The organism is Pseudomonas sp. NPDC087639 (assembly GCF_044743385.1).
In the GTDB taxonomy this organism is placed as follows: domain Bacteria; phylum Pseudomonadota; class Gammaproteobacteria; order Pseudomonadales; family Pseudomonadaceae; genus Aquipseudomonas.
The window spans coordinates 100,762-113,498 of sequence record NZ_JBIUWI010000005.1; the positions used below are offsets into that span (position 1 = coordinate 100,762).

Consider the following 12,737-nt stretch of genomic DNA (forward strand, 5'->3'; position numbering starts at 1 on the left):
TATGGAAGGTCTGATGATTTCCAATGTGTTGCTGTGGGTGCTACTGATTGCCCTGGCGTTCGCGGTGATGGGGCTGGTGCGGCAGATTGGCGTGCTGCACGGGCGCATTGCCCCGGCCGGTGCGCTGATGGTCGATAAAGGCGTCGCAGTCAATGAAGCCGCACCGCAAGTCACCGCCGCCGATCGCCACGGGCGCCCGGTCAACTTCGGTTACGCCGGGGAAAAGAACCAGTTGCTGTTCTTCCTCTCGCCGACCTGCCCGATCTGCAAATCGCTGTTGCCGGCGATCAAATCCATCGCTAAACAGCAAGCTGACCGCCTCGACGTGGTGTTCATCAGCGACGGCGACATGGAGGCCCAGCAAGCACTGATCCGCGAACACAAACTCGACGACGTCACCTACGTAGTCGGCCCCGAAGTGGGCATGACCTATCAGATCGGCAAGCTGCCCTACGCCGCGCTGATCGACAAGACCGGCACTTTGCGCGCCAAAGGCCTGGTCAATTCCCGCGAGCATCTGGACAGCCTGTTCGAGGTCGAACACCTGCAAAGCGCGACATTGCAGGACTACCTCAACAGCCAGCCACAGCCGCATCACCACAGCCACGGCCATAGCCACTGAGCGGGGAGAGACTGATGAAAATTCTGGATCTGTTGTTCGAACGCTCGGCCCGCCGAGTGGCCGACACCACGTCGCGACGCAAACTGCTGGCGCGCATGGGTTCGCTGATGGTCGCCGGCGCCGCACTGCCGCTGCTGTTGCCGCTGGATCGCACCAGCAAGGCACTGGCGGCGGACAATCCCAAGGCTGGCGATCCGGGTGATCCGAACAGTTGCGACTACTGGCGCTACTGCTCGATCGACGGCTTTCTGTGCAGTTGCTGCGGCGGTTCGGTGACGTCGTGCCCGCCGGGCACCGAAGCCTCGCAAGTGACCTGGATCGGCACCTGCCGCAACCCGGCGGATGGCAAGGACTACATCATTTCGTACAACGACTGCTGCGGTAAGCAGAGCTGTGCGCAGTGCGCGTGTACACGTAATGACAGTGAAGAACCTGCGTACCGGCCGTTCAACAACAACGACGTGAACTGGTGCCTGGCGGCGAAATCGCACATCTATCACTGCACGGTTTCGATTATTCGGGGTGTAGCTGTCTGACCAGAGCGCAGCAACTTTCCCCTGTGGGAGCGAGCCTGCTCGCGAAAGCGGTGTTTCAGGCGACAGCTCTATTGGATGTGCCGGCGTCTTCGCGAGCAGGCTCGCTCCCACAGGGTGTTGTGTGAATTTTGAAGGAGTTGTCATGCGTCACTTGCTCATTCTTGGTCTGGCGCTGGCGATAGCCGCACCGTCGGTCTACGCCCGCGCCATCCCCAACCCGAACCAACGCCACGCGCCGGGCAACGAGGCGCCGCAAACTCCCATCGCCCAGGCCAATTACAGCGTCGGCGTGAACTACCAACTGCAATGCGCCGGTTGCCATTTGCCCGACGGTACAGGCTCGGCCGCCAACGACACGCCGCGTATGGCCGGTTTTGTCGGCAACTTCCTGAAAGTCCCCGGCGGCCGTGAGTTTCTGGTGCGCGTCCCCGGTATGTCGCAGTCCGCGCTGAACAACGCGCAACTGGCCGACCTGCTCAACTGGCTGCTCCGCGAGGACGGCATGGCCGGTGCCAGTGCGCCGAAGAATTATCCGCCGTACAGCGCCGACGAAGTCGCGCAGTTGCGCCACGAAACCATGCTCAACCTGCCCGGCACGCGAGCACAGCTGATTAAGGAAATGCGCACCCAAGGCATCGCAATCGATGACGGCATGAACGACTGAACCTCAAGCGTGCTGCTTGCGGTACTCCCCCGGCGCAATGCCGAAGCGCGATTTGAACGCCGTGGAGAAATGGCTCGAATCGGTAAAGCCCCACGAGTAACCGAGCACCGACAGCTTCTGCTCGCCCCCCGACTGACGCAGGGATTCGGCGCACAAGTCCAGCCGTCGATTCTTGATGTAACGGGCCACCACCAGGCCCTTCTTCGCGAAGATCCGGTACAGCCCGCGCACCGACATCCCGACTTCCCGCGCCAGCCATTCCGGGCACAGTTCTTCGCAACGAATGTGCTCGTCAATGCACGCCAGGGTTTTCTGGAAGATCCGTTCATGTAGATCGCTGCAGTCTTCGCTTTGGCTGATCGCCGGGCGCAACAGGCTGACAATTGCCTCCAGCGTCGCTTCGCTTTCACTCAAACTAAGGTTCTTCTGGCGGGTGGCATCGAGGATCAAATGATGCGAAAGCATGGCCATCGGGGAGCTCGCCAGGATGCGGTGACCGCACTTGACCTGATTGAAGCGCAGGGTCTTCTCCACCAGATGAGTCGGCAGAATCAGCGACAACTGCCGGGAGTTCTCGTGGTAGGTGAAATCGCTCGGCCGGGAGGCGTCGATCAGGGTGATATCCCCGGCCGACAGCAGGGCTTTGTTGTCGCCCTGGGCCATGCCCGCCGAGCCTTCGAGCTGAAACACGGCAAAGTATTTGCCGCCCTCGCCCGCGGCGATTTCCGCCGGCGTGCGATACAGCCGCGCTTGGCAGGCGTCGACAAAACTGAGCTTGAGCGCACCGCTCTGGTACTCACGAATGCGCCCGGTAAAACCGGCGCCGAGGGTTTGCGCATTGAAGGCGCCGCAGATCTGATTGATCTGATAGATCCACTGATCGAAGCCGTCACGGCGTTGTGCAGTTGAAGGATTCATGTCTGGCCTCACGCAGGCTTGTTTTTATTATCTACGTCAATCCAAGCGTTCATCCTGAACAGTGCGGCTCCCTCGCTGTGGCGATTATTTCAAGCCGCCAAAGCGTCGATAGAAACTCTCGCCGACGTCCGGCAACGGCCCGTCGGCAGTCTCCAGCGCAGTGTTCAGCCACTCTTCGGCCTTGGCGTAGATCAAACGGTAGATGTTGCGGCACAACTGCCGCGCCGCGCGACCTTCCCAGTCGCCGGGGAGCAATTCGTCCGGCAGTTGCGGGTCGCGCAGCAGCAGTTTGCGGTATTCGTGAATAAGCAGGAGACGTGCCATGAAACAGTCTGCCGGCAGCAGGTTTTCCTGCTCGCGAAGCGCTTGCCAGAGCGGTCGGAACAACTGGATAAACTCGCTGTAGTGCGCCGCCAGCTCCTCAATGCTCCAACTCTCGCGCACCTGCGCCCGCAGGGCTTTGGAGGCCAGCACGTCTTGTGCGGTGGTTTCAAAAACGATGGTGTCTTCCAGCGCGCCGAGGTCCTGCAACGTGGCGTTGACGTCCGCGCGATCACTGCGTGGGCACGCCAGCACCGCCGGGGAAATCGCACCAAAACCTTGCCATTCGAGCTCTTCGCGCACCTGCTTGCGCTTGTCCTGGCTCAACTGCGTGAGCATCGCCAGGCACCACGAACCGTCCCACGCCGGCACGGTTGAGCTGTAAACCCGTTTGAAGGCTTTATCGAAACGCCGCCGGCCAGTGCCGGTGAGGCTGTAATAACTGCGCCGGCCGACTTTCTCGGCGGTCAGCCAGCCTTCCTTGGTCAAACGAAAGATTGAGGTACGGATCAGCCGCTCGTTGATGCCGATCGGCTCCAGCAACTGAATCAGACTGCCCAGCCACACCGTCCCGCCGTGGGGTTCGATGGCATCCCCGTACAGCGTGATGATCAAGGAACTGGCGCGGATCGGCGTCTGCTCCTGGAAGCGGGTAATCAGATGGTTCAAAGGTGTCAGGGATGACATGGGCGTACCGGGTTGAAAAAAAGAAAGGAATATACCGAATCGAAACGGGTGGTGTTCATAGTGAACTGTTCTTGGGTCGCAATCCGCTATCGCTGATCCGTGGCCGATCCGGTTCGGGCTCGCTCAACGGCTCGCAGACTCGCATCTGCGTCAGGCAACGCTTGGCCAGTTCCTGATACTCACGCGTGCCGGCCTGCTTCCACGCCACTTCCTGGTCGCTGAGTTCACGCTTGATACTGGCCGGCGCGCCCATCACCAGCGACTGCTCGGGGCATTCGAACCCTGCCTTCACAAACGCCGCTGCCGAGACGAACGACCGTGCTCCGATCCGCGCGTTGTCCATCACTACCGCATTCATACCCACCAGTGCATCGGCGCCGATCCGGCAACCGTGCAACACCGCGCCGTGGCCGATGTGGCCGTTGCGTTCGACCACGGTGTCGCTGTCGGGAAAGCCGTGCATCACGCAGGTGTCCTGCAGGTTGGCGCCCTCTTCCAGAACGATGCGGCCGAAGTCGCCACGCAAACTCGCCAGCGGCCCGACGTAACAGTGCGGCCCGATGATCACATCGCCGATCAGCACGGCGGACGGATGCACATAGGCGGTTGGGTCGACCACCGGAGTCAGTCCATCAAGGCTGTAACAGGTCATCGCAGGCTCCTTTGCCGGACGTTGTGCAGTGAGATACGCAAAGCGATGCGCAAACAGGCTTGTTTTGTATCACATCGTTTCACGACATAAAAGCTTGAAAAGCGTATCGCTTTATAAAGCCACCGCTTGTCGCCCGTAAACCCTTAATCAATTTAGTATTTATTCTTTATTTATCAATAATTTGATTAATACGAAACGAGCTAAACCAGAAAGTGATAGATCGGACGAAATTCTATTTGAGACACATTAATAGCATTTCATTGTTGCTTTTGCGTATCACGTTAAGTCTATACTTCGGCAAAACCGACGCCCGACGTCGAACCAACAACAAGCCGGCAGCAGCCGAGCGCACACCGTGAGGGCCTTTGCCATGCCTCAAACCCTGGCCGTTGAACAGCTGCAAGCTGTGCGCCTGATCACCCTGCAACGTCCGCAGGCGTTGAATGCCCTCAATACCGAACTGCTCGGCGAACTCGCCGCCGAACTGAGCATCGCTGAAGCCGACCCGCACACCCGCGCCGTAGTCCTGACCGGCAGCCGCAAAGCCTTTGCCGCCGGCGCCGACATCAAGGAAATGGCCGAGCGCGATCTGGTCGGCATCCTCAACGACCCGCGCCAGGCCTCATGGCAAATCATCACCCGCTTCAGCAAACCGCTGATCGCCGCCGTCAACGGCTTCGCCCTCGGCGGCGGCTGCGAGTTGGCAATGCACGCCGACATCCTGATTGCCGGCGAAGACGCGCGTTTCGGCCAGCCGGAAATCAACCTCGGGATCATGCCCGGCGCCGGCGGCACCCAACGTTTGTTGCGTGCGGTCGGCAAGTCACTGGCGATGCAAATGGTCCTCACCGGCGAAGCCATCGACGCCCGCCACGCCCTGCGCGCAGGCCTGGTCAGCGAAATCACCCAACCGGAATTCACCGTCGAACGCGCCCTGCAGATCGCCCACGCCATCGCCACCAAGGCACCGCTGGCCGTGCGTCTGGCCAAGGAAGCGCTGCTCAAGGCGATGGACACCGATCTGGCCAGCGGCCTGCGTTTCGAGCGCCATGCCTTCACGTTGCTGGCCGGTACCGCCGATCGCGATGAAGGCATCCGCGCCTTTCAGGACAAACGAGCGCCGCAGTTTCGCGGCCAGTAACCGAATCGAACGACCTCCCGGAGAACCCTGCCCATGAACTTCGAACACATCCTGTTTTCCATCGAGGCCGGCGTCGCCTTGCTCAGCCTCAACCGGCCCGAGCAGCTAAACAGCTTCAACACCGCCATGCACCTGGAAGTCAAAGAAGCGCTGAAGCAGGTGCGGCAGACCCCTGAAGTGCGCGTGCTACTACTCACCGGCGAAGGTCGCGGCTTCTGTGCCGGGCAAGACCTGAGCGACCGCAATGTGGCGCCGGGCAGTGAGGCGCCGGATCTTGGCGTGTCCATCGAGACCTTCTATAACCCGCTGATTCGCCAGTTGCGTGATCTGCCGATGCCGGTGATTTGCGCAGTCAACGGCGTGGCAGCCGGGGCCGGGGCGAACATTCCGCTGGCCTGCGATCTGGTGCTGGCGGCGCGTTCGGCGAGTTTTATTCAGGCGTTCTGCAAAATCGGTCTGATCCCGGATTCCGGCGGCACCTGGACCTTGCCACGACTGGTCGGCATGGCCCGCGCCAAGGCTTTGGCCCTGCTTGGCAATCGCTTGAGCGCCGAACAAGCCGAGCAATGGGGTTTGATCTATCGCTGCGTTGACGATGCTCAGTTGCGCGACGAAGCCCTGACCCTCGCCCGTCACTTGGCCACGCAACCGACTTACGGTCTGGCGCTGATCAAACGCAGCCTCAATGCCAGCCTCAGCAACACCTTTGACGAACAACTGGAGCTTGAGCGCGATCTGCAACGCCTGGCCGGGCGCAGCGAGGATTACCGCGAAGGCGTCAGCGCATTCATGGACAAACGCACACCTGCGTTCAAGGGTCGCTGAACATGAACGCTCTCAACCGCAACGCACAAATCGCCGTAATCGGTGCCGGCGCAATGGGCGCCGGCATCGCTCAGGTCGCCGCGCAGGCCGGGCATCCAGTGCTGCTGCTGGACAACCGTCCGGGCGCGGCTGCTAAAGCCATTGATGGCATTGACCGACAACTCGGCAAACGCGTCGAGAAAGGCAAACTTGCCCCCACCGAACGAGCAGCAATCATTGCTCGCTTACAAGCCGTAGAGGCCATCGAAGCGCTGGCCGACTGCACGCTGATCATCGAAGCGATTGTCGAAAACCTTGAGGTCAAACACGCACTCTTCGCTCAGTTGGAAAGCCTGTGCGGCGAACACTGCATCCTCGCCAGCAACACCTCTTCGCTGTCGATCACGCGCATCGCCGCCGGCCTGAAACGCCCGGAGCGCTTGCTCGGCCTGCACTTTTTCAACCCCGCGCCCGTGATGCCGCTGGTGGAAATCGTCTCCGGTCTGGCCAGCGATCCCGCGCTCGCCAGCACCTTGTTTGACACGGCAAAAGCCTGGGGCAAACAACCGGTACACACCCGCTCGACGCCGGGTTTTATCGTCAACCGTGTGGCGCGGCCGTTCTACGCCGAAAGCCTGCGCCTGTTGCAGGAAGGCGCCGCCGATTGCGCCACCCTTGATGCCTTGATGCGTGATGCCGGCGGCTTCGCCATGGGCGCGTTCGAACTCACCGACCTGATCGGCCACGATGTGAATTATGCGGTGACCTGTTCGGTGTTCGACGCCTATTACGGCGACACCCGTTTTCAACCGTCGCTGATCCAGCAGGAACTGGTGGATGCCGGACGCTTCGGGCGCAAAAGCGGTCGTGGTTTCTACGACTACAGCGAGGGTGCGCAGCGTCCCGATGCGCAGCACGTCAGCAGCGACGCGGCTGTCGACAACTGCGTGGTGGAAGGCGATTTGGGCGCCCTGAACGACTTGATCCCGCGCCTGAAAACCAACGTCATCCAGCGTGACGGCAGCGGTTTGCTGAGAGTCGGCGACGCCATCCTGGCCCTGAGCGACGGCCGCATGGCCAGCCAACGCGCCAATGAAGACGGCCTGCGCAACCTGATCCTGATCGATCTGGCCTTCGATTACGCCACAGCCAAACGCATCGCCATCAGTTGTTCGGCGGACATCAGCGACAGCGCTCGCGATCAAGGCGTCGCCCTGCTGCAACGCGCCGGCCTGCACGTCAGCCTGCTCAGCGACACACCGGGGCTGGCCGTGTTGCGCACCATCGCCATGCTCGCCAACGAAGCTGCCGACACCGTGCTGCACGACGTCGCCACGGCCGCGGATATCGATCTGGCGATGCGCGCCGGCGTCAATTATCCGCAAGGCCCACTGGCCTGGGCTGACCGAATCGGACTCGCGCAGATCACCCGCGTCCTCGACAACCTGCAAGCCACTTACGGCGAAGAGCGCTACCGGCCATCGCTGCTGTTGCGCCGCAAAGTCGCCGAAGGGAGCACATTCCATGACCAGCCTTGAAGCCATGAGCCTCGCCAGTCGCTGCGCGCAAACGATGCTCGAGCGTGACGCCGCCACTCAGGGCATGGGCATTCGCCTGATCAGCGCCGCCCCCGGCAGTTGCACCCTCGGCATGGGCGTGCGCGCCGACATGATCCAGGGCCACGGCACCTGCCACGGCGGTTTTCTGTTCGCCCTCGCCGACTCGGCGTTCGCCTTTGCCTGCAACAGCTACAACGACGCCACTGTGGCGATCGGTTGCAGCATCGATTACATCGCTCCTGCCCACTTGGGCGACACCCTAACCGCACGCTGCACCGAACAATCGCGCTCGGGCCGCACCGGCAATTACGACGTTCGCATCGAAAACCAGCAGGGCCAGTTGATCGCCCTGTTCCACGGCAAATCCTACAAAGTGCGCGGCACGGTGCTGGCGCAGGAGATTCCCCATGAATGACGCTCTGATCATCGACGCCGTCCGCACCCCGATCGGGCGCTACGCCGGAGCCTTGAGCAGCGTGCGCGCCGACGACCTCGGTGCCGTGCCGCTGCGTGAATTGCTGCGCCGCCACCCGCAAGTGGACTGGAATCAAGTCGACGATGTGATCTACGGCTGCGCCAATCAGGCCGGCGAAGACAACCGCAACGTCGCGCGTATGTCGGCGCTGCTGGCCGGGCTGCCGGTCAGCGTGCCGGGCACCACGCTCAACCGTTTGTGCGGCTCCGGTCTGGATGCCATCGGCACTGCCGCGCGGGCGATTCGCAGCGGTGAAGCCGGATTGATGCTGGTCGGCGGTGTCGAATCGATGTCCCGCGCGCCGTTGGTGATGGGCAAGGCTGACACTGCGTTTTCGCGTTCGGCGGAGCTGTTCGATACCACCATCGGCTGGCGTTTCGTCAATCCCTTGATGAAGAAAGCCTACGGCATCGACTCGATGCCGGAGACCGCCGAGAACGTCGCCGAACAGTTCAACATTTCCCGTGCTGATCAGGACGCCTTCGCCCTGCGTAGCCAACAGCGCGCTTCAGCGGCGCAGGCCAATGGACGTCTGGCCAAAGAGATCGTCGCCGTGGCAATCGCGCAGCGCAAAGGCCCGGCCAAAGTGGTCGAGCACGACGAGCACCCGCGCGGCGACACCACGCTTGAACAACTGCAAAAACTCGGTACGCCATTCCGTGAAGGTGGCAGCGTCACCGCCGGCAACGCGTCCGGGGTCAACGACGGCGCCTGCGCCCTGCTGCTGACCAATGCACAAACCGCCCAGCGCTACGGCTTGAAGGCCCGTGGCCGTGTGGTGGCGATGGCCACCGCCGGGGTCGAACCACGAATCATGGGCATCGGCCCGGTGCCAGCCACGCGCAAAGTGCTGGAACTGGCCAACCTGAGTCTTGCCGATATGGACGTTATCGAGCTCAACGAAGCCTTCGCCGCCCAGGGCTTGGCAGTGCTGCGTGAGCTGGGTCTGGGCGACGACGATCCGCGGGTCAACCCGAACGGCGGCGCCATCGCCCTCGGTCATCCGCTGGGCATGAGTGGCGCACGACTGGTCACCACTGCCCTGCACGAACTGGAAGAACGTCGTGGCCGCTATGCGCTGTGCACCATGTGTATCGGCGTCGGCCAGGGCATTGCGTTGGTGATCGAACGCTTGTCCGACTAAAGAACCGCGATTCCCGAGGTGCCGAGCGGTATCCTTGGGGCATGCACTCAGCGCCCCGCAAGCACGGGGCTGAAACACAAAAATAATTCGAGTGAAGTCATGAACATGCCAATTGCCCAAGCCGTGCTCAACCCTGAACTGGATCCGCTGGAAACCGCCAGCGTCGATCAATTGCGCCAGCATCAACTCGAACGCCTGCGCTGGAGCCTCAACCACGCGTACAACAACGTGCCGCTGTATCGCCAACGCTTCGATTCACTGGGCGTACATCCGGACGACATCCGCTCGCTGGACGATCTGGCGAAGTTTCCGTTCACCACCAAATCCGACCTGCGCGACAACTACCCCTACGGCATGTTCGCCGTGCCAATGCATGACGTCGTGCGCCTGCACGCGTCCAGCGGCACCACCGGCAAACCGACCGTGGTCGGTTACACCCAGAACGACATCGACACCTGGGCCAACATCGTTGCCCGTTCGATCCGCGCTGGTGGCGGTCGACGCGGCGATAAGGTGCATATTTCCTATGGCTACGGCCTGTTCACCGGCGGTCTGGGCGCGCACTACGGTGCCGAGCGTCTGGGCTGCACGGTGATCCCGATGTCCGGCGGCCAGACCGAAAAACAAGTGCAACTGATCAAGGATTTCCAGCCCGATATCATCATGGTCACGCCGTCGTACATGCTCAACATCGCCGACGAGATCGAACGCCAAGGCATCGACCCGCACAAACTGGCCCTGCGCCTGGGTATCTTCGGCGCCGAACCATGGACCGCCGAACTGCGCAGCGCCATCGAAGCACGCCTGGGCATCACCGCCCTCGACATCTACGGCCTCTCGGAAATCATGGGCCCGGGCGTGGCCATGGAATGCGCGGAAACCCGCGACGGCCCGACGATCTGGGAAGACCATTTCTACCCGGAAATCATCGATCCGATTACCGGCGAAGTGTTGCCGGACGGGCAGATGGGCGAACTGGTGTTCACCTCGCTGAGCAAAGAAGCCCTGCCGATGATCCGCTATCGCACCCGCGACCTCACCCGCCTGCTGCCCGGCACCGCACGCCCGATGCGCCGCATCGACAAGATCACCGGGCGCAGCGACGACATGCTGATCATCCGTGGCGTCAACGTGTTCCCGACTCAAGTTGAAGAACAGGTGCTGAAGATCAAACAGCTTTCCGAGTCCTACGAGATTCACCTGTATCGCAACGGCAATCTGGACAGCGTCGATGTCCACGTCGAACTCAAGGCCGAGCATCAGGGCCTGAGTGACGAGCAGCAGAAGGCTCTGTGCGGCGAGCTGAGTCGGCACATCAAGACGTATATCGGGATCAGTTCACGGGTATTGCTGCAGCCGCCGTTCTCGATCAAGCGTTCGGAAGGCAAGGCGTGCCATGTGATTGATAAGCGCGCCAAGGGCTGATTCGGCCCTTAAGAAGCGGCGAAGGCGCAAGGCCTTCGCCGCTCAGCGTTTGCGGGACAACGCTTTGCGTACGCGCTCTCGGGACATTTTCGAACCGGTTTCCTGCGCTTGCGCCTTCACCTCAGTCGTCTCTGGCGCCAACTCATCGGCCAGCTGTTTCTTGCGCTTGGCCACTTCGCGCCACTGATAGCCGAAATACAGCAAGGCGACAAACAAGCCCACCACACCAGAAATCACAACACCAACGACGTTCCACAGCACGAAGGTGATGAGCAACGTTTTCCAGTTGAACGGTGTCAGCGGCTGTTCTGCGGACTTCTTTTTGTCTTCCGCCGGCTCGCGCTCAGGCGCCGCCGGCACCTTCTGCACCCCATCCAGATCGAAGCGCAGGGCGAAGTTCGATCCAGGCACCTGCACGTCAATTCGGTCGCCCTCAACGGTATGCACGCGAATTTCACCATCAAGATCCGAAACCGAGCTGAAACTGATTTGGCTTTCGCGTATTTCGCCGTTTATCAGCGTAAACACTTTGGGTTTGTCGTCACGGGGAACGTCGCTCATATCGATTCCTTGAGAGATCCACGCCGAACAACGCGCATGGGAGAGATCCGTAGGGCGCAAATGCTACTGAGCGACCATCACCCTGTCCAGAAAACAACCCTTCGCCATTGATCGGAAGCGATACACAAAAATATACGACACGTTAATTTGTGTTTGATATTAATTTCCGTATCACTTATAAAGTTCTCCATGCCCTCGAACATGCCTTAAAAAAACCGAGGCAGGAGAACAAGAATGTACGCACAGCTCGTAGAAACAGGCGTCAAACGCATCAAGGACCTTTCGGAGATGTCCGATGAGGAACGCGCCTTTCAGGAAAAAATAGATTCAGAAATCAAGATCGAAGCCAAGAACTGGATGCCAGATGCGTATCGCCAGACGCTGATCCGGCAGATTTCCCAGCACGCCCACTCCGAGATCGTCGGCATGCTGCCGGAAGGCAACTGGGTTACCCGCGCACCGTCACTCAAACGCAAACTGCAATTGATGGCGAAGATTCAGGACGAGGCTGGTCACGGCCTGTATCTGTACAGCGCCATGGAAACCCTCGGTGCTGATCGCGACGAAGAGATCGCCAAGCTGCACAGCGGCAAGGCCAAGTATTCGAGCATCTTCAATTACCCGACGCTGAACTGGGCCGACATGGGCGCGGTAGGCTGGCTGGTCGATGGCGCGGCGATCGTCAATCAGGTGGTGTTGCAGCGCACCTCGTATGGCCCCTACTCCCGGGCCATGGTGCGGATCTGCAAGGAAGAGAGTTTCCACCAGCGCCAGGGCTACGAAATTCTTCTGACCATGATGCGCCACGGCAATCAGGCGCAAAAAGACATGGTTCAGGACGCGATCAATCGTCTGTGGTGGCCGGCGCTGATGATGTTCGGCCCGAGCGACGAACACTCACCGAACAGCGCGCAGTCGATGGCCTGGAAGATCAAGCGCCAGAGCAACGACGAACTGCGCCAGCGCTTCATCGACCAGACCATCCCGCAACTGGAACTGCTCGGCTGCACCTGCCCCGATCCGGACTTGAAGTGGAACGCCGAGCGCGGTCATTACGACTTCGGCGAGATCCAGTGGAGCGAGTTCTACGAAGTGCTCAAGGGCAACGGCCCGTGCAATCAGGAACGCGTCGCCACCCGCCGCAAAGCCATTGAAGACGGTGCCTGGGTCCGCGAAGCCGCGGTCGCCCACGCTCGTAAAAAACAGAACAAGAACGCCGCTTGATCGG

The 12,737-nt window shown here is 60.9% G+C and carries 14 protein-coding genes; 10 read left to right on the top strand and 4 right to left on the bottom strand.

Annotated features, from left to right (window positions below):
- The first annotated feature begins 1 nt into the window (after window position 1).
- The 3 genes from mauD to ACIOVB_RS04530 all read left to right on the top strand — a co-directional run bounded on the left by mauD (window position 2) and on the right by ACIOVB_RS04530 (window position 1,822).
- The gene (mauD, locus tag ACIOVB_RS04520; protein ID WP_401265237.1) at window positions 2-622 is read left to right on the top strand and encodes a methylamine dehydrogenase accessory protein MauD; all 621 of its coding nucleotides are present in this window, start codon (window positions 2-4) and stop codon (window positions 620-622) included.
- A gap of 14 nt (window positions 623-636) precedes the next feature.
- Complete coding sequence (locus ACIOVB_RS04525; RefSeq protein WP_401265240.1) at window positions 637-1,158, top strand: methylamine dehydrogenase light chain; 522 nt, start codon at window positions 637-639, stop codon at window positions 1,156-1,158.
- Between the two features lie 142 nt (window positions 1,159-1,300).
- The gene (locus ACIOVB_RS04530; protein ID WP_401265243.1) at window positions 1,301-1,822 is read left to right on the top strand and encodes a c-type cytochrome; all 522 of its coding nucleotides are present in this window, start codon (window positions 1,301-1,303) and stop codon (window positions 1,820-1,822) included.
- A 3-nt stretch (window positions 1,823-1,825) separates the two neighbouring features.
- On the opposite strand, the gene feaR is transcribed toward ACIOVB_RS04530, so the two are convergent.
- From feaR to paaY, 3 genes are all read right to left on the bottom strand, one after another.
- Entirely contained in the window at window positions 1,826-2,740 is a 915-nt protein-coding gene (gene feaR, locus ACIOVB_RS04535) for a transcriptional regulator FeaR (protein ID WP_401265245.1), read from the bottom strand.
- Between the two features lie 84 nt (window positions 2,741-2,824).
- On the bottom strand, window positions 2,825-3,748 hold the full coding sequence (gene paaX, locus ACIOVB_RS04540) for a phenylacetic acid degradation operon negative regulatory protein PaaX (protein WP_305443021.1): 924 nt from the start codon (window positions 3,746-3,748) through the stop codon (window positions 2,825-2,827).
- A gap of 55 nt (window positions 3,749-3,803) precedes the next feature.
- Window positions 3,804-4,400: a phenylacetic acid degradation protein PaaY gene (gene paaY, locus ACIOVB_RS04545; RefSeq protein ID WP_401265248.1), complete on the bottom strand. Its 597-nt coding sequence runs from the start codon at window positions 4,398-4,400 to the stop codon at window positions 3,804-3,806.
- Between the two features lie 370 nt (window positions 4,401-4,770).
- On the opposite strand from paaY, the gene paaF reads away from it, so the two are divergent.
- The 6 genes from paaF (at window position 4,771) to paaK (ending at window position 10,948) form a co-directional block, all read left to right on the top strand.
- Window positions 4,771-5,541, top strand: coding sequence for a 2,3-dehydroadipyl-CoA hydratase PaaF (gene paaF / locus ACIOVB_RS04550; RefSeq protein WP_401265250.1), 771 nt, complete (start codon window positions 4,771-4,773; stop codon window positions 5,539-5,541).
- A gap of 33 nt (window positions 5,542-5,574) precedes the next feature.
- Window positions 5,575-6,366: a 2-(1,2-epoxy-1,2-dihydrophenyl)acetyl-CoA isomerase PaaG gene (gene paaG / locus ACIOVB_RS04555; protein WP_401265252.1), complete on the top strand. Its 792-nt coding sequence runs from the start codon at window positions 5,575-5,577 to the stop codon at window positions 6,364-6,366.
- Window positions 6,367-6,368: 2 nt separating this feature from the next.
- The gene (paaH, locus tag ACIOVB_RS04560) at window positions 6,369-7,883 is read left to right on the top strand and encodes a 3-hydroxyacyl-CoA dehydrogenase PaaH (protein ID WP_401265255.1); all 1,515 of its coding nucleotides are present in this window, start codon (window positions 6,369-6,371) and stop codon (window positions 7,881-7,883) included.
- Window positions 7,870-8,319: a hydroxyphenylacetyl-CoA thioesterase PaaI gene (gene paaI / locus ACIOVB_RS04565; protein ID WP_401265257.1), complete on the top strand. Its 450-nt coding sequence runs from the start codon at window positions 7,870-7,872 to the stop codon at window positions 8,317-8,319. Before paaH ends, paaI begins: the two co-directional genes overlap by 14 nt.
- A complete protein-coding gene (gene pcaF, locus ACIOVB_RS04570) occupies window positions 8,312-9,523 on the top strand; it encodes a 3-oxoadipyl-CoA thiolase (protein WP_401265259.1) in 1,212 nt (403 codons plus the stop codon). Before paaI ends, pcaF begins: the two co-directional genes overlap by 8 nt.
- Before the next feature lie 99 nt (window positions 9,524-9,622).
- Entirely contained in the window at window positions 9,623-10,948 is a 1,326-nt protein-coding gene (paaK, locus tag ACIOVB_RS04575; RefSeq protein ID WP_401265261.1) for a phenylacetate--CoA ligase PaaK, read from the top strand.
- A gap of 42 nt (window positions 10,949-10,990) precedes the next feature.
- On the opposite strand, the gene ACIOVB_RS04580 is transcribed toward paaK, so the two are convergent.
- Window positions 10,991-11,509 carry a hypothetical protein gene (locus tag ACIOVB_RS04580; protein ID WP_401265263.1) on the bottom strand — a complete coding sequence of 173 codons (519 nt, stop codon included), beginning with the start codon at window positions 11,507-11,509 and terminating at the stop codon, window positions 10,991-10,993.
- Between the two features lie 234 nt (window positions 11,510-11,743).
- On the opposite strand from ACIOVB_RS04580, the gene paaA reads away from it, so the two are divergent.
- The gene (gene paaA / locus ACIOVB_RS04585; protein ID WP_401265265.1) at window positions 11,744-12,733 is read left to right on the top strand and encodes a 1,2-phenylacetyl-CoA epoxidase subunit PaaA; all 990 of its coding nucleotides are present in this window, start codon (window positions 11,744-11,746) and stop codon (window positions 12,731-12,733) included.
- Window positions 12,734-12,737: the final 4 nt, after the last annotated feature.